The 17290-nt window shown below is 68.8% G+C and carries 13 protein-coding genes; 7 read left to right on the plus strand and 6 right to left on the minus strand.

The genetic code is table 11. The features are described from left to right. Nucleotides 1–446: 446 nt before the first annotated feature. Nucleotides 447–3095 carry a transglycosylase domain-containing protein gene (locus tag ITX44_RS15670; RefSeq protein WP_236060640.1) on the plus strand — a complete coding sequence of 883 codons (2649 nt, stop codon included), beginning with the start codon at nucleotides 447–449 and terminating at the stop codon, nucleotides 3093–3095. 139 nt (nucleotides 3096–3234) lie between these two features. Continuing rightward, nucleotides 3235–4734 (plus strand): glycosyltransferase family 87 protein, encoded by a 1500-nt coding sequence (locus ITX44_RS15675; RefSeq protein WP_205357824.1) that lies wholly within the window; start codon nucleotides 3235–3237, stop codon nucleotides 4732–4734. 136 nt (nucleotides 4735–4870) lie between these two features. Here the strand turns inward: ITX44_RS15675 and ITX44_RS15680 are convergent, their stop codons facing one another. From ITX44_RS15680 to ITX44_RS15690, 3 genes are all read right to left on the minus strand, one after another. Continuing rightward, on the minus strand, nucleotides 4871–5911 hold the full coding sequence (locus ITX44_RS15680) for an alanine racemase (RefSeq protein ID WP_205357825.1): 1041 nt from the start codon (nucleotides 5909–5911) through the stop codon (nucleotides 4871–4873). Between the two features lie 60 nt (nucleotides 5912–5971). Then, nucleotides 5972–7093, minus strand: a complete 1122-nt coding sequence (locus ITX44_RS15685; protein WP_205357826.1) for a lipid II:glycine glycyltransferase FemX — start codon at nucleotides 7091–7093, stop codon at nucleotides 5972–5974. 146 nt (nucleotides 7094–7239) lie between these two features. Further along, nucleotides 7240–7536 (minus strand): hypothetical protein, encoded by a 297-nt coding sequence (locus ITX44_RS15690; protein WP_205357827.1) that lies wholly within the window; start codon nucleotides 7534–7536, stop codon nucleotides 7240–7242. 277 nt (nucleotides 7537–7813) lie between these two features. On the opposite strand from ITX44_RS15690, the gene rpsF reads away from it, so the two are divergent. Genes rpsF through rplI form a run of 4 tightly spaced genes read left to right on the plus strand, consistent with a single transcriptional unit; the run spans nucleotide 7814 to nucleotide 9488 of the window. Then, on the plus strand, nucleotides 7814–8104 hold the full coding sequence (gene rpsF, locus ITX44_RS15695) for a 30S ribosomal protein S6 (protein ID WP_205357828.1): 291 nt from the start codon (nucleotides 7814–7816) through the stop codon (nucleotides 8102–8104). Between the two features lie 59 nt (nucleotides 8105–8163). Then, the gene (locus ITX44_RS15700) at nucleotides 8164–8739 is read left to right on the plus strand and encodes a single-stranded DNA-binding protein (RefSeq protein WP_205357829.1); all 576 of its coding nucleotides are present in this window, start codon (nucleotides 8164–8166) and stop codon (nucleotides 8737–8739) included. A 45-nt stretch (nucleotides 8740–8784) separates the two neighbouring features. After that, nucleotides 8785–9021 (plus strand): 30S ribosomal protein S18, encoded by a 237-nt coding sequence (rpsR, locus tag ITX44_RS15705; RefSeq protein ID WP_031512678.1) that lies wholly within the window; start codon nucleotides 8785–8787, stop codon nucleotides 9019–9021. 17 nt (nucleotides 9022–9038) lie between these two features. Next, entirely contained in the window at nucleotides 9039–9488 is a 450-nt protein-coding gene (rplI, locus tag ITX44_RS15710; RefSeq protein WP_205357830.1) for a 50S ribosomal protein L9, read from the plus strand. Between the two features lie 137 nt (nucleotides 9489–9625). On the opposite strand, the gene ITX44_RS15715 is transcribed toward rplI, so the two are convergent. Continuing rightward, complete coding sequence (locus ITX44_RS15715) at nucleotides 9626–11056, minus strand: MATE family efflux transporter (RefSeq protein WP_372440923.1); 1431 nt, start codon at nucleotides 11054–11056, stop codon at nucleotides 9626–9628. Nucleotides 11057–11512: 456 nt separating this feature from the next. Here ITX44_RS15715 and dnaB point away from each other — a divergent pair, with 456 nt between their 5' ends. After that, nucleotides 11513–12967 carry a replicative DNA helicase gene (gene dnaB / locus ITX44_RS15720; RefSeq protein ID WP_205357831.1) on the plus strand — a complete coding sequence of 485 codons (1455 nt, stop codon included), beginning with the start codon at nucleotides 11513–11515 and terminating at the stop codon, nucleotides 12965–12967. A 301-nt stretch (nucleotides 12968–13268) separates the two neighbouring features. Here the strand turns inward: dnaB and ITX44_RS15725 are convergent, their stop codons facing one another. Both ITX44_RS15725 and ITX44_RS15730 read right to left on the minus strand, forming a co-directional pair. Further along, nucleotides 13269–14021 (minus strand): hypothetical protein, encoded by a 753-nt coding sequence (locus ITX44_RS15725; protein WP_205357832.1) that lies wholly within the window; start codon nucleotides 14019–14021, stop codon nucleotides 13269–13271. A 30-nt stretch (nucleotides 14022–14051) separates the two neighbouring features. Further along, nucleotides 14052–17105: a phage tail family protein gene (locus ITX44_RS15730; protein WP_307795285.1), complete on the minus strand. Its 3054-nt coding sequence runs from the start codon at nucleotides 17103–17105 to the stop codon at nucleotides 14052–14054. Nucleotides 17106–17290: the final 185 nt, after the last annotated feature.

The following is a 17290-nucleotide window of genomic DNA, read 5'->3' on the forward strand; positions in this document are numbered from 1 at the left end:
ATCGAGTCGATACATCGTGACGATAGAACGGCGTGACACATCATGCAAGGCGGGTCCCGGTGACCGGCGTCACATCGGCAAACCTGTGCGGGGTCAAGTGCCCCTTATGTGATGAACATTCGCGTCGCGCGTCTTTTGGCCCTGCGTACTCTGTTCGCCATGCGTAGCGCCGGGAACCCCGTGACAGCGGGGCGCGTCTTGATCCTCGGTGTGGTGCGGCGTGACACAGCCGTACGCAGGGGGACCGACCGGAATGTCATCGATGCCTGCAGGCGATCCCGCCTGTCGAGGAGAAGCTGTTCATGAGCGAGCACCGTCGCAAGCCGCCGCAGACGCCGCCGCCTCCCGGCGGCGGCCGCGCTGCCGCAAGGCGCGGAGGACAGCAGCCGACCCCTCCCCCCGGTGGTCGGCGTGCCGCGGGTGGCCCCCCTCCGGATCCGAGCGGCATGCCACCCGGGGACCCCACCCAGGCCGCTACGCCCAGCGGTCCCGCGGGCGGTGAGCCGTACCAGGGCCGCGCCGCCGCGCGCCGTGCCGCACAGGGCGGCCACGGCCGGCGCAGGGCGGGCGGCGGACCCGCGGGCCCGGGTGGTCCGACCGGGCCGGGCGGACCCACCCGGATCGGCCCGCAGGGACCGGACGGCGGCGGAAGGGGCCGCGGCGGCCGGCGGCCGGGCAAGAAGAGGTTCATCGACTACCCGCGGTACGGCAAGGTCGGCTGGCGGCACTGGATGCCCTCCTGGCGCCAGGTGACCGCGGTGTGCGTCGGCTTCTTCGGCACCCTGATCGGCGTCGTCGGCATCTCCTACGCGATGGTCGCCGTGCCGGACGTCAACCTGGCGGCCAAGGCGCAGAACAACGTCTACTACTGGGAAGACGGCAGTCAGATGATTGCCACCGGCGGCGAGGTCAACCGCCAGATCATCGGCATCGACGCCATCCCCAAGGCCATGCAGAACGCGGTGGTCTCGGCCGAGAACAAGACGTTCTGGACCGACCGCGGCGTCGACCCGATGGGCATCACCCGCGCCATCTACAACATGGCCCGCGGCGGGGCGACGCAGGGCGGCTCGACCATCACCCAGCAGTACGTCAAGAACACCCGGCTCAGCCAGCAGCAGACGTTCACCCGTAAGTTCAAGGAACTCTTCATCTCCATAAAAGTCGGCGCGACGATGAAGAAGACCGACATCATGGCGGGCTACCTCAACACCTCGTACTTCGGGCGCGGCGCCTACGGCATCCAGGCCGCGGCCCGCACGTACTACGGCGTGGACGCCATCAAGCTCAACCCCAGCCAGTGCGCCGTGCTGGCCGCGCTGCTCAAGGGCCCCACGTACTACGACCCGGCGGGCGCCACCGACATCGACCCGACCGCGACGGCCGCGAGCAACACGGCGAACTCCAAGAGCCGCTGGGGCTGGATCCTGGACAAGGAGGTCCAGGACGGCTGGATGACCGCCTCCCAGCGCGCCCAGTACACCAAGTACCCGATGCCGCTGCCGCCGAAGAAGAACGCGCAGATGGCCGGCCAGATCGGCTACCTGGTGGACCTGGCCAAGAGCTACGTGATCAACAACAACATCCTCACCAGCGACCAGCTCGCCCAGGGCGGCTACCAGATCTACACCACCTTCCAGAAGCCCAAGGTGGACGCGCTGGAAGCGGCGATCAAGAAGGTGCAGAAGGCGAACATCAAGCCCGGCGGCACCCATGTGGTCAACGGCGAGGACATGGACAAGTTCGTCCAGTTCGGCGGCGCCTCGCTCAACCCCAAGGACGGGGCCATCGAGGCGATCTACGGCGGCACCGACGCCACCCAGCACTTCACCAACAACGCCGACGAGACCGGTGCCCAGGTCGGATCGACGTTCAAGCCGTTCGTGATGGCCGCGGCCCTGACCGACGGCGTGCGCGACCCCAACCTAGGGCCGGTCCAGGGCCCGGAGACCCGTACCAAGGTCTCGCCCGACAGCCACTTCAGCGCCAAGAACAACCTGCTGATCAAGGACTACACGGGCAAGCCGTGGATCGGCCAGGACCAGCACGGCCAGCCCTTCCAGTGGCACCAGGCGAACGACGACGGCGAGAGCAAGGGCGACGTCACCCTGCGGGTGGCCCTGGACGACTCGCTGAACGCGCCCTTCGTCCAGCTCGGCCAGGACGTCGGCACCGACAAGGTGCACGACGAGGCGGTGGCCGCCGGCCTGGTGCCCAACTCGGTCAACGGCCTGGAGGACTACAAGAACAGCGTCACGTACTCGATCGGCACCTCCTCGCCCAGCGCGATCCGGATGGCGGACGCCTACTCCACCATCGACAACCACGGCCAGCAGAACGACCCGTACTCGGTCATCAGCGTCAAGCACAACGGCGAGGTGCAGTGGAAGCACCAGGTCAAGACCAAGATGGCCTTCCAGTCGGACGTCGCCGACACGATCACCGGGATGCTCCAGGACGTCGTCAAGAAGGGCACCGGTATCCCGGCCCAGCTCCCCGACGGGCGGCAGGCGGCCGGCAAGACCGGTACCACCGACGACAACAAGTCCGCGTGGTTCGACGGCTACACCCCGCAGCTCGTCACCACCGTGGTGATGTTCCGCCGCGACGACCAGACCCACACGGACAAGGCCGGCAAGGCCATCCAGAACCCGTTCCTGAAGATGTACGGAACCGGTGGCGCGGCGAAGATCCACGGTAACTCCTTCCCGGCGCAGATCTGGAAGGACTACATGAGCACCGTCCTGCAGGGGCAGCCGCAGCTGACCTTCCAGCCGCCCTCCGGCGACATCGGCAAGGTCTACTGGGCCGTGCCGAGCCCGACGCCGAAGCCGACGTTCACCACGCCGACGCCCACGACGACCACCCCGACCCCGAGCATGACCTCGCCGACGGCCACCCCGCCCGGCGGCAAGCCGGGCAAGGGTCACCAGACGCCGCCGCCCACCCCCACGGACACCTCGACCGGCATGTGCTTCCCGTGGGACCCGACCTGCAACACATCGAGTCCGACGACGACGCCGACGGACACCGGCACCCCGACCACGACCGCTACGCCCACCGGCCCGGGCGGACCCGGCCACAAGGGCGGCTGATCCGCCGGGGCACCAGTGGCCCCGCCCGGGTCCCGGACCGATCGAGTCCGGGACTGATCGGGACCCCGAATGATGAAGTCCCCGGAGCCACGGCTCCGGGGACTTAATCATGCACAGCCCGGTACGGCAGGATGGCGCCATGACGAGCGTGCGCGACCGCGGACAGCGCGGAGCAGAGGACCGGCGGGAGCTGCCCGTGCGCCCCACGGACGAGGACCCGCTGGCCGCCTCCGCCAGCGAGCTCATCGGCGGCCCGGCCGGCCGCCGGGTGCTGACCGGCGGCCGGCGCTGGTGGAACCCGCTGCGGGTGATGGTGCTGGTCCTCATCGGGGTCTTCGCGCTCGGCATGGCCCAGAAGGCGTCCTGCTACTCCAGCGGCTGGTTCCAGCCCGGCGACCCGCAGTACATCCACGCCTGCTACTCCGACATCCCGCACCTGTACAGCCAGCGCGGCTTCGCCACCGACCTGGTGCCGTACTTCGACCGCATCCCGGACGGCATCTCCAGCGCGCCCGACATCCACTACCTGGAGTACCCGGTGCTCACCGGGCTGTTCATGGAGGTGGCGTCCTGGGTGACCCCGCACGGCGGCGACATGCAGCACCGGGCGCAGATCTACTGGATCGTCAACTCCGCGATGCTGCTGGCGTGCGCCGTCGCGCTGACGGTGTTCGTCGCGCGCACCAACCGGCGCCGGCCCTGGGACGGGCTGTTCATCGCGCTGTCGCCCGCGCTGGCGCTGACCGCGACCATCAACTGGGACCTGTTCGCGGTCGCCCTGGCCGCCGCCGGCATGATGCTGTGGGCGAAGAGCCGTCCGGTGGCGGCCGGTGTGCTCATCGGCCTGGCCACCGCCGCCAAGCTGTATCCGGTGCTGCTGCTGGGCGCGCTGTTCCTGCTGTGCCTGCGCGCCGGGAAGCTGCGGGCCTTCGCGCTGACGCTGGGCGGCGCGGTGGGCGCCTGGCTGGTGGTCAACCTGCCGGTCATCCTGTTCGCCCGGGAGGGCTGGGCGCAGTTCTACACCTTCAGCCGCAGCCGGCCCACCGACTACGGCTCGCTGTGGCTGATCATCATGGAGCGCAGCGGCAACCCGCTCAACGGCGTGACGTCGTACGCCACCGCCCTCATGCTGCTGCTGTGCGCCGGCATCGCGGCCCTGGCGCTGTACGCCCGCCGCCGTCCGCGCATCGGTCAGCTCGCCTTCCTGGTGGTGGCGGCGCTGCTGGTCAGCAACAAGGTCTACTCGCCGCAGTACGTGCTGTGGCTGCTGCCGCTGGCGGTACTGGCCCGGCCGCGCTGGCGCGACCTGCTGATCTGGCAGGGCGCGGAGGTGCTGTACTTCCTGGGCATCTGGATGCGGCTGGCGTACGTCACCGGCACCAAGCACCACGGGCTGACTGCGGACGCCTACCACCTGGCGATCGGCGTCCACCTGGTCGGCATCCTGTACCTGGCGGCGATGGTGGTACGCGACATCCTGCGGCCCGAGCACGACGTGCTGCGGCAGGACGGCTCGGACGACCCGGCCGGCGGCGTGCTGGACGGCGCCGAGGACGTCTTCGTCCTGGGCGCGGCGGCGGTGCGCGACGACCAGCCCGCGGCGTACGAGCAGCCGGTGGGCGCGCCGCAGGGCCAGTGACGTGCGGGCAGCGACGCCGGAGTGGCGACGCGGGAGTGGTGACGCACGCCGGACCGGCGTGGTGGATGCGCTGACGCCGGGCCGGTGCGACGCCGGGCTGTGACGCGGGTGCCGTGACCTTCGGCTGGAGGGGCCGTCAGGCGGGCTGGCGGTCCACTGTCCGGTCGAACTGGGTGGTGGTGTGCCGCAGATGGGCCACCAGTTCGTCGCCGACCGCGGGCGGGGCCACGTCGCCGGGCAGGAACAGGATCGACACCTGCATGTGCGGCGGCTCGGCGAACCAGCGCTGCTTGCCGGCCCACACGAATGGGGACAGGTTGCGGTTGACGGTCGCCAGGCTCGCCCGGGCGACGCCCTTGGCCCGCGGCATCAGGCCGTGCAGCGCCTTGGGCGCCTCCAGGCCCACCCCGTGCGAGGTGCCGCCCGCGACCACCACCAGGTGGCCGTCGGCCGCGGCCCTCTCCTGCCGGTAGCCGTACCGCTCGCCCTTGGCGATGCGGGTGACGTCGAGCACCGCGCCGCGGTACTCCGTCGCGTCGTGGTCGCCCAGCCACAACTGGGTCCCTATCCGGGCCCGGAACCGGGTCTGCGGGAACTGCTTCTGGAGCGAGGCCAGTTCGGTCGCCTTCAGGTGGCTGACGAACATGGTGTGCAGCGGCAGCCGGGCCGCGCGCAGCTTCTCCATCCAGGCGAAGACCTCCTCCACCGCGTCACTGCCGTCGGCACGGTCCAGCGGCAGGTGGATGGCGAAGCCCTCCAGGCGTACGTCGTCGATCGCGGTGTGCAGCTTGCCCAGGTCGTCCCCGGCGACGCCGTGCCGGCGCATGCTGCTCATCACCTCGACCACCACCCGGGCGCCGACCAGCCCGCGCACCCCCTCGACCGAGGACACCGAGCGGATCGCCCGGTCCGGCAGCGGCACCGGCTCCTCGCCGAGCCGGTAGGGCGTCAGCACCAGCAGGTCACCGCTGAAGAAGTCCTTGATCCTGGCGGCCTCGTACGTCGTGCCCACCGCGAGCATGTCCGAGCGCAGCCGGGTCGCCTCGTCGGCCAGCCGCTCGTGGCCGAAGCCGTAGCCGTTGCCCTTGCAGACCGGGACGAGGCCGGGGAACTGGTCGAGCACGTGCTGCTGGTGGGCGCGCCAGCGAGCGGTGTCGACGTACAGGGTGAGCGCCATGGCCTGGTGCGGACCTTTCTGCGTTGGGTGTCCCGGCCGGGTCCGGGGCGAGTCGGCCGGTCAGCGGCGCGACATGTAGATGTCGAGAGCCTTGTGGAGCAGCTTGTTGAGGGGGAAGTCCCACTCGCCCAAGTATTCGGCAGCCTGGCCGCCGGTGCCCACCTTGAACTGGATCAGGCCGAACAGGTGGTCCTTCTCGTCCAGCGAGTCGCTGATGCCGCGCAGGTCGTACACGGCGGCGCCCATGGCGTACGCGTCCCGCAGCATCCGCCACTGCATGGCGTTGGACGGGCGCACCTCGCGCTTGTGGTTGGCCGAGGCGCCGTAGGAGTACCAGACGTGCCGGCCGACGGTGAGCATGGTGGCCGCGGCCACCGCCTCGCCCTCGTGCACCGCCAGGTACAGCCGCATCCGGCCGGGGTCCTCGGTGTTGAGCCGGGTCCACATCCGCTGGAAGTACGACAGCGGGCGCGGGCGGAAGTGGTCGCGCTCGGCGGTGATCTCGTAGAGCTGCTGCCAGACCGGCAGGTCGTCGTAGCCGCCTTGGACGACCTGCACGCCGGCCTTCTCGGCGCGCTTGATGTTGCGGCGCCAGAGCTGGTTGAAGTTCTTCAGTATGTCGTCCAGCGAGCGGTTCTCCAGCGGGACCTGGTAGACGTACCTCGGCTGGACGTCACCGAAGCCGGCGCCGCCGTCCTCGCCCTGCTGCCAGCCCATCCGGCGCAGCCGCTCGGCCACCTCGAAGGCGCGCGGCTCGATGAAGGTGGCCTCCACGTCCCGCAGCCGCTTCACATCGGGGTCCGCGATGCCGGCCTTGACCGCGTTGGCGTCCCAGCGCCGGATGATCACCGGGGGGCCCATCTTGACGCTGAACGCGCCCTGCTTCTTCAGATGGGCGAGCATCGGCTGGAGCCATTCCTCCAGGTTCGGCGCGTACCAGTTGATGACCGGACCCTCCGGGAGGTACGCCAAGTACCGCTTGACCTTCGGCAGTTGGCGGTACAGCACCAGGCCCGCACCCACGACTGCGCCCGTCTTGTCGTCGATCCAGCCCAGGCTCTCCGAGCGCCACTCGGACTTCACATCGGCCCATGCCGGGGTCTGGCAGTGACTCGCGGACGGCAGACTCTGGATGTAGGCCAGGTGCTGCTCCCGGCTGATGGTCCTCAGGGTCAGGCTCATGCGGGGCGCTCCCCATGGTCACGACGTGCGGGCTTCACTGGTGCTCATTACTGGCCCGAAGCCTACTGTGCGGGGGATACCGCCCGGCCAGCCCTTGTGGACAACTGTGGACAACCTCGCCGGAACGGGGGTCAGCGGCGTGCGGCTTATACGAATCCGCCGTGCGCCATGCCGATGTAGAAGCCGAGGCCGGCCAGGCCCAGCCCGATGATCAGCGCGAAACGTTCCGCTGTGGTGACGGAGATGAACTGGCCCCAGCCGCCGGTGATCAGGCCGGCCACCCCGGTCCAGGCGGCGAGGCTGTGCAGGCTCCGGAAGCCGCAGGTGGCGACCGCGATCACGCCGAGTGCGAAGGTGACGGCGACCAGGCCGTTCTCCAGGGGATGAGGGCGGCCGTCGGTGTTGAAGGTGAAGTGGTGGGTTCGTTCCGCGTGCTGTGTCATGGGGACCTCCGTGACGGAGCTGCGGCGCACGGTAACGCCGTACACACCCGATGTGTACAGATTGGGGGCATAAGGGGGCGGATTTCAACCCGGAGGGCGGAGCCGGGTAGGCTGGGCGGTCTGCACCGGTCTACGCGCCGGCCGACAGCCTCCCCGCGGAGCCCCTTTCCGGGCGCCGAGGCGCTGTCAGTGGCCCGCGCTACCGTTGCGACGCAAGACAAACCCTCCTGCCACGGAAATGCCGTGGCCGCTGAGTCCAAAGGAGGTGGGTTCCCCTATGCGTCACTACGAGCTCATGCTCATTCTCGACCCCGATCTCGAGGAGCGCGCTGTCTCCCCGCTGATCGAGTCCTTCCTGTCCGTCGTCCGCAACGGCGGCGGCAGCGTGGAGAAGGTCGACACCTGGGGCCGTCGTCGTCTCGCCTACGAGATCAACAAGAAGCCCGAGGGCATCTACTCGGTGGTCGACCTCAAGGCCACGCCTGATGTCGTCAAGGAGCTGGACCGTCAGCTCAACCTGAACGAGTCGGTGCTGCGGACCAAGGTCCTGCGTCCGGAACTGCACTAGTCCGGACGTCCGAGCAGCAGCCACCAGCACTGCCCACAGCCAGTCGAGAGGTCATCCCAATGGCAGGCGAGACCGTCATCACGGTCGTCGGCAATCTCGTCGACGACCCCGAGCTGCGCTTCACCCCGTCCGGTGCGGCGGTCGCCAAGTTCCGCGTCGCATCCACCCCCCGCACCTTCGACCGGCAGACCAATGAGTGGAAGGACGGCGAGAGCCTGTTCCTGACCTGCTCGGTCTGGCGGCAGGCGGCAGAGAACGTCGCGGAGTCGCTCCAGCGCGGCATGCGCGTCATCGTGCAGGGCCGGCTGAAGCAGCGGTCGTACGAGGACCGTGAGGGCGTCAAGCGGACGGTCTACGAACTCGACGTGGACGAGGTCGGCGCCAGCCTGCGCAGCGCCACGGCCAAGATCACCAAGACCAGTGGCGGCGGCGGCCGCGGTGGTCAGCAGGGTGGTTACGGCGGTGGCGGCGGCGGTCAGGGTGGCGGCTGGGGCCAGCAGGGCGGCGGCGGTGCTCCCGCCGACGACCCGTGGGCGACCAGCGCACCGGCCGGTGGCCAGGGCGGTGGCGGCGGCGGAGGCTGGGGCGGCGGCTCCGGTTCCGGCGGCGGCTACTCGGACGAACCGCCCTTCTGACGGGCGACCCCACACTCCACTTCTTGATCGCACAGGAGAATCACCATGGCGAAGCCGCCTCCGCGCAAGCCGAAGAAGAAGGTCTGCGCGTTCTGCAAGGACAAGACCGTGTACGTGGACTACAAGGACACGAACATGCTGCGGAAGTTCATTTCCGACCGCGGCAAGATCCGTGCCCGCCGCGTGACGGGCAACTGCACTCAGCACCAGCGTGACGTCGCCACGGCCGTGAAGAACAGCCGTGAGATGGCGCTGCTGCCCTACACCTCGACTGCTCGCTGAGGGAGGGTGACGTAATCATGTCGAAGATCATCCTCACCAACGAGGTCAGCGGTCTGGGCGCTGCCGGCGACATCGTCGACGTCAAGCCCGGGTACGCCCGCAACTACCTGATCCCGCGTGGCTTCGCCATCGCGTGGACCAAGGGCGGCGAGAAGGACGTCGAGCAGATCCGGCGGGCCCGCCGGATCCGCGAGATCCACTCGCTCGAGGACGCCAACGCGGTCAAGGAGAAGCTCCAGACCGTCAAGGTCAAGCTGAGCACCCGCGCCGGCGACACCGGCCGCCTCTTCGGGTCGATCACCCCGGCCGATATCGCCGCGGCGATCAAGGACGCGGGCGGCCCGGCGGTCGACAAGCGCCGGGTCGAGGTCGCCGCGCCGATCAAGACGCTCGGCGCGCACCGCATCACCGTGCGTCTGCACCCCGAGGTCGCGGCTGTCCTCGACCTGGAGGTCGTGGCCGCGTAATTGCGGCGCCGCCGCTGCGATGCGGCATATGTTCCACGTGGAACATCGGGGTGGAATCGTCCCGAGGTTCGGCGCGGGAACATCGAAGGCCCGGTCTCTCCTGGGAAGACCGGGCCTTTCGCTGTCCGCCCCGGCCCTCAGCGGGCCGCGCCCGTGACGATCCATCGGCCGGAGCGGGCGCGCAGCCACAGCGCGGCCAGCCGGGTCAGCATCATCAGGGTCATCGCCCACCACAGGGCGGTCAGGCCCGCGCCGGCGGCCGGCACCGCGATGGCGGCGGGCGCGAAGACCAGCAGCGTCACCAGCATCGACCAGGCCAGGTACGGCCCGTCGCCCGCGCCCATCAGCACGCCGTCGAGGACGAAGACCACGCCGGAGACCGGCTGGCCCACGGCGACCACCAGCAGCGCGGACATCAGCGCGGCCCGCACCGCCGGGTCACCGGTGAACATCGGCCCGATCAGCGGCCGCGTCAACGCCACCAGCAGCCCCAGGACGACCCCGCAGGCCACCCCCCACTGGATCATCCGGCGGCAGGCGGCCCGCGCCCCCTCGGCGTCCTCAGCGCCCAGGTAGCGGCCGATGATGGCCTGTCCCGCGATGGCGATCGCGTCCAGCGCGAAGGCCAGCAGCGACCACACGGTCAGGGTGATCTGATGGGCGGCGATCGCGGTGTCGCCGAGCCGGGCGGCCACCGCGGTGGCGATCAGCAGGTTGGCCCGCAGGCTGAGCGTGCGCACCAGCAGCGGGGCACCGGCGCGGGCGCAGGCGCGTATCCCGGCGGCGTCCGGCCGCAGCAGCGATTTCCAGTCACCGCCGTCGGTGCCGCTGGTGCCGTCCGCGTCCTTGGTGCCGGCGGGGAAGCGGGTACGGGCGCCGCGTACCACCACCCACAGGTAGGCGACGGCCATCGCGTTCTGCGTCATGACGGTGCCCCAGGCGGAGCCGGCGATGCCGAGCCCGGCGCCGTACACCAGGGCGGTGTTGAGCCCGGCGTTGGCGGAGAAGCCGGCGACGGCCACGTACAGCGGCGTGCGGGTGTTCTGCAGCCCGCGCAGCACCCCGGTGGCGGCGAGCACGACCAGCATCGCGGGGATGCCCAGCGCGCTGATCCGCAGGTACGTGGCCGCGTACGGGGCGGCCGTGCCGGATGCGCCGGACAGCCGTACCAGGGCGGGCGCGGTGGGCAGGACGGCGGCCAGGACCACGGCGCCGAGGATCAGGGCGAGCCAGATGCCGTCCACGCCCTGGCGCAGAGCGGCGCGCGGGTCGCCGGCGCCGATCCGGCGGGCGACGGCGGCCGTGGTGGCGTAGGCGAGGAAGACGAAGATGTTGACGGCGGTGGTGAGCAGCGCGGCCGCCACACCGAGCCCGGCGAGCTGCGCGGTGCCGAGGTGGCCGACGACGGCGCTGTCGACCATCACGAACAGTGGTTCGGCTACCAGGGCGCCGAAGGCCGGCAGCGCGAGGGCGACGATCTCCCGGTCGTGGCGGCGGCGGACGGGCGCCGGCAGGCGTGTGGAGCCACGCTGGGCAGGCTGGGGGGAGGGGCTGGCGACCGGGTTCACAAGCACAGCGTAATCGTCCACAGGTAAGTGGTGGAAGTGTGCCGTGTCTCTTACCGGTGACTGCGCAGAGTGATCTCCTCCGCGTTGTTTGTGGCGATCTTGAACTGGTGGGCGAAGTTTTTCTCCTGCACAGGCTATGGATGAAGAACTGCCTGGTCAGAGCCCCTGCGGCAGGAGCGGCTGCGACTTGTCCACAGCGCTGTCCCAAGGACTGTACACAGGTTGGGGGCAGTTCTCCACAGGTATCCCGCCGTCGTCCACACCCCCTGTGGATAACGAGGTTGGTCACGGTGCTCCGGGGCCCTACCGTGGTGCCTCCCCGGCTGCCGTGGACGCGTCCGCGACGCGCCGCGAGCGAACGCCGGGCGAGCGCAGGGACACAGCCGTGCCGTGAATAGAGTGGCACGCACGCGGAATCCGGCCGGAAAACGGCTGGACGGGAGGGGAGGTGCGGGGGTGAGCCAACCCACGCCCGCCGGCGATCAGTGGGGAGACCTCCCACCGGACGGTTCCGCGGCCGTCAGCCAGTTCCGCAAGAAGCCTGGCAACGGCCCCGGCGGGGACGAGGGCCGCTTCTCCGAGGGCGGCTTCGAACGGGTGCCGCCCCAGGACATCGACGCCGAGCAGTCCGTCCTCGGCGGCATGCTGCTGTCCAAGGACGCCATCGCCGACGTCGTCGAGGTGATCAAGGGCCAGGACTTCTACCGCCCGGCCCACGAGACCGTCTTCAACGCGATCCTCGACCTGTACGCGCGCGGCGAGCCCGCGGACCCCATCACCACCGCCGCCGAGCTCACCAAGCGTGGCGAGATCGCCCGCATCGGCGGCGCACCCTACCTCCACACGCTCGTCAACGCCGTCCCCACCGCGGCGAACGCGGAGTACTACGCCGAGATCGTGCACGAGCGCGCCGTCCTGCGGCGCCTGGTCGAGGCCGGCACCCGAATCACCCAGATGGGGTACGCGGCCGACGGCGACGTGGACGACATCGTCAACAACGCGCAGGCCGAGATCTACGCGGTCACCGAGCAGCGCACCTCCGAGGACTACCTGCCGCTCAGCGACATCATGGAGGGCGCCCTCGACGAGATCGAGGCGATCGGCTCGCGCAGCGGCCAGATGTCCGGCGTCCCCACCGGCTTCGCCGACCTGGACTCCCTCACCAACGGCCTGCACCCGGGCCAGATGATCGTCGTCGCCGCCCGCCCGGCGATGGGCAAGTCCACCCTCGCACTGGATTTCGCGCGTGCCTGCTCCATCCACAACCGGATGCCCAGCGTCATCTTCTCGCTGGAGATGAGCCGCAACGAGATCGCCATGCGGCTGCTGTCCGCCGAGGCCCGGGTGGCGCTGCACCACATGCGTTCGGGCACGATGACCGACGACGACTGGACGAAGGTCGCCCGCCGCATGGCCGACGTCAACGAGGCGCCCCTCTACATCGACGACTCCCCCAACCTGTCGATGATGGAGATCCGCGCCAAGTGCCGCCGCCTCAAGCAGCGCAACGACCTGCGCCTCGTCGTCATCGACTACCTCCAGCTCATGCAGGCCGGCGGCTCCCGCCGCCCGGAGAGCCGCCAGCAGGAGGTCTCCGACATGTCCCGCAACCTCAAGCTCCTCGCCAAGGAACTCGAAGTCCCGGTCATCGCCCTCTCCCAGCTCAACCGCGGCCCCGAACAGCGCACCGACAAGAAACCCATGGTCTCCGACCTGCGCGAATCCGGCTCCATCGAACAGGACGCCGACGTCGTCATCCTCCTCCACCGCGAGGACGCCTACGAAAAGGAATCCCCCCGCGCCGGCGAGGCCGACCTGATCGTCGCCAAACACCGCAACGGCCCCACTGCCACGATCACCGTCGCCTTCCAGGGCCACTACAGCCGCTTCGTGGACATGGCCCAGACGTGATCCCGTGCTGTCTTTTGTAGGGTCTCAGATTCCGCTGCATAATCTCAGCGCCGACTGCGTATGGGGTGCACTTATGCGGAGATCGTGAGACTCGCAGGTCGGGCCCTTGAGTTGACGCACCCACCACCAACACGGGCCTGACCTTCCGTCACGCGACGACTGTAGTGGTCACCGACCGTCACCGCGCACCCAAATTCACCACCCTGCGCTTACGCGGCGAATGTTTAGGGCTCAGCTCAAGCTGTCCGGCGCGTGTTCGGCCGGGCTTCTGAGAGTCGCGGACATGAAGGGCAGGCGCGCTCTACCGGGCGATGCGTTCGAGGGCCCAGCCGGTGGATTTGTTGGCCATCCAGGCGGCTTGCTGCAGCGCAGCCTCGCCCTCAGGTCGGGCGTCGACGGCGATCCGTTCCAGAGACTTGCGTTCGTCTTCGTCCTGCCGTGCCATGAGACTCAGTGCCCCGCCCAACCGGATCGCGGGGGAGAGTTCGTGCGGCCTCTCCCGAAGCCACTGCACGTCGGATGCGTTCCCCAGCCGGAGGGTAATGGCGAGATGCGCCACTGCTTCGATGATGTCGATCTTCGTGGGCTCACCCACCTGCTCGTCATACATCCGTCGAAGCGTGGGGATCAGCTCCGGGCCCGACTCCTTGATCCGTGAGAGCAGGTAGGCAGCCGAGCTGCGCACCGCTTCGCTGTTGTCGGCCCCGAGGAGGTTTAACACCGAGGGGATGGAGTCCCGGTAGCTCTGTGAGATGGACTTCTCCCACGACACCATCTTGGTGAAGTGATGGCGACTGGCCGGCTCATCTTCACATCGGAACTGCCATGTGCCCAGCGTATATGCGTACGCGTCGCCAAGATAAACAAGAATCTCCGGCCTGATGGACGTTTCGGGGCGTGTGGCAGTATCCAGCAGTACCGGGATCGCCGTGACTGCCTCTTCCATGAAAGCGACGCCCTGAGGGCTGATTCTCTCTTCCAGCGCGCTCAGCGCGGAGATAGCCTTTCGTCGGTCTGATGTGCGAACCCGTTTGAGTAGTTTCTGCAGTTTCACCCTGCGCTCCGTAGTTTTGAACTGTCGCGATCAGCGGTTGCTGATAGTTATCCCCATGGCGGAGAGTAGTGGTCCGCAGAGTGGGCAGGGCAGATAGGGGTCTCCGCAGTTGTCATTCTCCGCCTTCGTCGCCTCCATGCTTCCGTTTCTGGCCGGATTGATCTTCTCGTCGCCGTTCTTGGTGTCCTCGTACACTCTGTTGCGCCGGTTACGCTCGGCCTTCTCCTTGTCCTGCTCAGCCTTCGCCACATAGGCGGCGTTGATGCACTCTATCTCGGCGCAGCCGAGATGGTGGGTCGGCCGCAGGCGTCTGATCTCCGCGAGTGCATCCGGGTTGAGGGAGCTCGCCGGGCGCTTCTGCATGCTTGCGCCTACGAAGTAGCCGCCGTCCTGAGTACGGAGGATCGCAACAGCCTTGCATTCTCCCTTTTTTGACTGGGCGAGCCTCATGAGTTCGTCCGAGTTCTTATTGCCCTTCTTGGATTTCTTGCCGGATGGCTTTTCTTTCTTCGGGTTGATCTTCCCGACGATCAGCCAGTTCCCGTTGTCGGGTACTGTGTAGAGCTGGGTCAGTCCATACTTTTCCCGTACGGAGTCGAGGACGGGGTTGATGTCCTCCTTCTCCACGGCGTCACCCGGGAGTTCGTTCACCTGGGCGACGGCTGCGTCCACGGCCTTGTCGAGGCGGGCTTGCTTCTCTTCGAGGGCGGACCGGCCCTCGATCCCGTCGGCCTTGCCTCGTCCTTTGAGCTTCGCCCAGAGTTTTTTGCCGATTTTGACGATGAAGCCGACGATCTTGTCGATGACGCGGTTGACGGGGCGGGCCACCGCGTGGAAGACGGATTTGACCTTGTTGGCGAGGTTTTCTATGCCGAGGAGGGAGGCGAGGAGGCCGAGGAGGGTGGGAATGGCGGCGGCCAGGGCGGTTTCGACGAGTTTGGGGACGCCGGCGGTGCCGCCGTTTGCTATGGCGATGACGGCGTCGAGGACGGCGTTGACGAATTCGATGACCTGGGCGCCTTGGGTGACGACGAAGGTGACGATGTCGATGATGGCTTTGACGGCGCGGACGAAGGCGGAGGCGGGGTTGAGGAGGGAGAGGATCCAGGTGATGCCGGCGATGATGACGGTGGGGATCAGGTAGCCGGTCAGTTTGCCGAGGATGGTGGCTTTGAGGTCGCCTGCCTCGGCGACGATTTCTTTTTCGGCGCCGGCGGGGCCTTCCTTGGCGAGCTTTGCGGCGATGGGGACGGTTTTCTCGGCCTCGGTGACGGCTTGGTCGGGGACGCCGCGGCTGGTGATGCGGGCGCGGATGTTGGCCCAGGTCAGGCCGAGGAGGGAGGCCAGGAGCTGGATGATGCCGCGCAGGTCGAAGGAGGAGGGCAGGTCGAGGCCGGCTTTGACGGCGGTGCCCAGGAGCCAGGAGACCAGGCCCTGTTTGAGGTGGTCGGCGATGTTGGCCAGGAAGAGTTTGAGGCCGGCGCCGACGGCGGTGACCAGGTGGCCGAGGAAGCCGATCGGGTCCTGGATGATCTTGGCGATGGCCGATGCCGCCTTGGCCAGGACGCCCATCAGCATGTTCTTCAGCTCGATGATGGTCTTGATGACCCCGGCGATGGCGCCCACGGCCTTGGAAACCAGGCCCTTGTTGGCCTCCTGGAGTTTCGTGATCTCCTCGTCCACGCTTTTGAGAGCCTGCGTGTACTTGGTGGCCAGGTCCTGGACCAGTTGCTTGGACTTCTCGTCCACCTCCGATTCCAGATCGTCGAACTTGCCCGCGAAGTCCTTCGCGGCCTGCTGCCCGTACGTCTTCAGGTCCGCGGGGAGCTTGTTCACCTCCGCCGTCAGGTCGGAGCGGCCTTTGGCGATGCGGGCCTTGGCCCGGCCGAGTTCGGTGCCGATGGTGTCGGCGATGGAGGAGATGACCTGCTGCATCCGGGACACGTAGAGCTGCCGGGAGAGCTGGAAGAGATCGTCCGCCTCCTTCGGCATCCCCAGCAGCTTGTCCTTCGCCCACTTCAGCCCGCCGAACATGCCGCCGTAGCGCTTGTCCTTGTACGCCTTCATCCGCCGCTTCTGGTCGGCCTCGAAGGCGTCCCGGGCGGCCTTCTCCCCGGCCGTGAACTGCTGGTCGACCTTGCCGTCCAGCCCGGACAGGACCGACTCCACGTCCTGCTTCGTGGCGTCGAAGACCTTCTGCAGCCGGCCGGTGACCTCCGCCCGCTTCTGCTCGTCCTTCGACTTCGCCCCGCCCTTGCCGGCGTCCACCGCCTTCCCCGCGGCGGATCGGGTCGCGGTCAGATGCGCCAAAGCCTGCGCACCCGACGCCGCGGCGCCCGACTTCGCGGCGGCGATCTGCTGCTTCTCCGCGCCCCGGGCCCGACCAGGCGCGGTCGCCGAGTGCTGGTCGGCCTGCTTCTTGTCCTGCAGAGCGGCTGTGAAGTCCGGCTCGTTGCTCCTGGCCAGCTGAGGTTCGGTGACGTCGGCGGCGGCCATCTGCTGGTCGGTCTTCGCCGGGCCGTCGGAGAAGTCGGTGACCGCGGCGGGCTGCGGCGCGGGGGCGGCGTCGGCCGCGTTCGGCGCGCCGGGGTCGGCCGGCGGCTGATCCGGCCGCATCGGGACGACCTGCTTGTCCTTGGCCTGGGAGGTGTCCGGCGGCGCGGCCGTGCTGGTCGCGATGTCCTTGGCGGAGGCATGCTTGCCGTCGGTGACCTTCCCGTCGACCTGGCCCTTGATCTTCTCGGCCTTGCCCGAGGAGGAGAACTTGTCGGCCTCGTCGAGGTTCTTGGGCGCCTGCGCGGCGATCGCGTCGTTGACGGCCGCGATGAAGGCGGCCTTGTCGAACTCACCGGGCTTGGCCGCGTCCATCTTCGCCGAGTTGGCGACCTTGCCCTGCGCCTCCCGGTCGTCCGGCGGCGCGACAGCCGAGTCCTGCGCGGACTTGGACTCCGAAGTCGCCGGCTGGTGATGGGCCAGCTTCTGCTTCTTGGCGGCGATGTCCGCGTTCACCCGGCGCATCCCGGGCGCCTGGAAAGCCGGCGGCGCCACCGGAGGCACGTACCGCTGCGCCACCAGCCGCGACACGGCCGTATTCCCCGCCGTCCCCTGCAGGAGCTGTACGGTCTGCCGGCTGAGCCCCCGCGCCCCCGGCACCGGTGTGGGCGCGCCCCGGGCAGCCGGGGTACTCCGTTCAGGCGACGGCGACACCTCGTGCGCGGACGCCCGCTGTCGGGCACCGTCAGGCGGCGACTTCTCCGGAGTGGCCTTCA

It is taken from the genome of Actinacidiphila acididurans, assembly GCF_016918855.1.
Taxonomy (GTDB): Bacteria; Actinomycetota; Actinomycetes; order Streptomycetales; family Streptomycetaceae; genus Actinacidiphila; species Actinacidiphila acididurans.

What these genes read in the sequence shown, in the direction of transcription:
- ITX44_RS15670 (WP_236060640.1), top strand. Translation starts at nt 447, where the DNA reads ATGCCACCCGGGGACCCCACCCAGGCCGCTACGCCCAGCGGTCCCGCG.
- ITX44_RS15675 (WP_205357824.1), top strand. Translation starts at nt 3,235, where the DNA reads ATGACGAGCGTGCGCGACCGCGGACAGCGCGGAGCAGAGGACCGGCGG.
- ITX44_RS15680 (WP_205357825.1), bottom strand. Translation starts at nt 5,911, where the DNA reads ATGGCGCTCACCCTGTACGTCGACACCGCTCGCTGGCGCGCCCACCAG.
- ITX44_RS15685 (WP_205357826.1), bottom strand. Translation starts at nt 7,093, where the DNA reads ATGAGCCTGACCCTGAGGACCATCAGCCGGGAGCAGCACCTGGCCTAC.
- ITX44_RS15690 (WP_205357827.1), bottom strand. Translation starts at nt 7,536, where the DNA reads ATGACACAGCACGCGGAACGAACCCACCACTTCACCTTCAACACCGAC.
- rpsF (WP_205357828.1), top strand. Translation starts at nt 7,814, where the DNA reads ATGCGTCACTACGAGCTCATGCTCATTCTCGACCCCGATCTCGAGGAG.
- ITX44_RS15700 (WP_205357829.1), top strand. Translation starts at nt 8,164, where the DNA reads ATGGCAGGCGAGACCGTCATCACGGTCGTCGGCAATCTCGTCGACGAC.
- rpsR (WP_031512678.1), top strand. Translation starts at nt 8,785, where the DNA reads ATGGCGAAGCCGCCTCCGCGCAAGCCGAAGAAGAAGGTCTGCGCGTTC.
- rplI (WP_205357830.1), top strand. Translation starts at nt 9,039, where the DNA reads ATGTCGAAGATCATCCTCACCAACGAGGTCAGCGGTCTGGGCGCTGCC.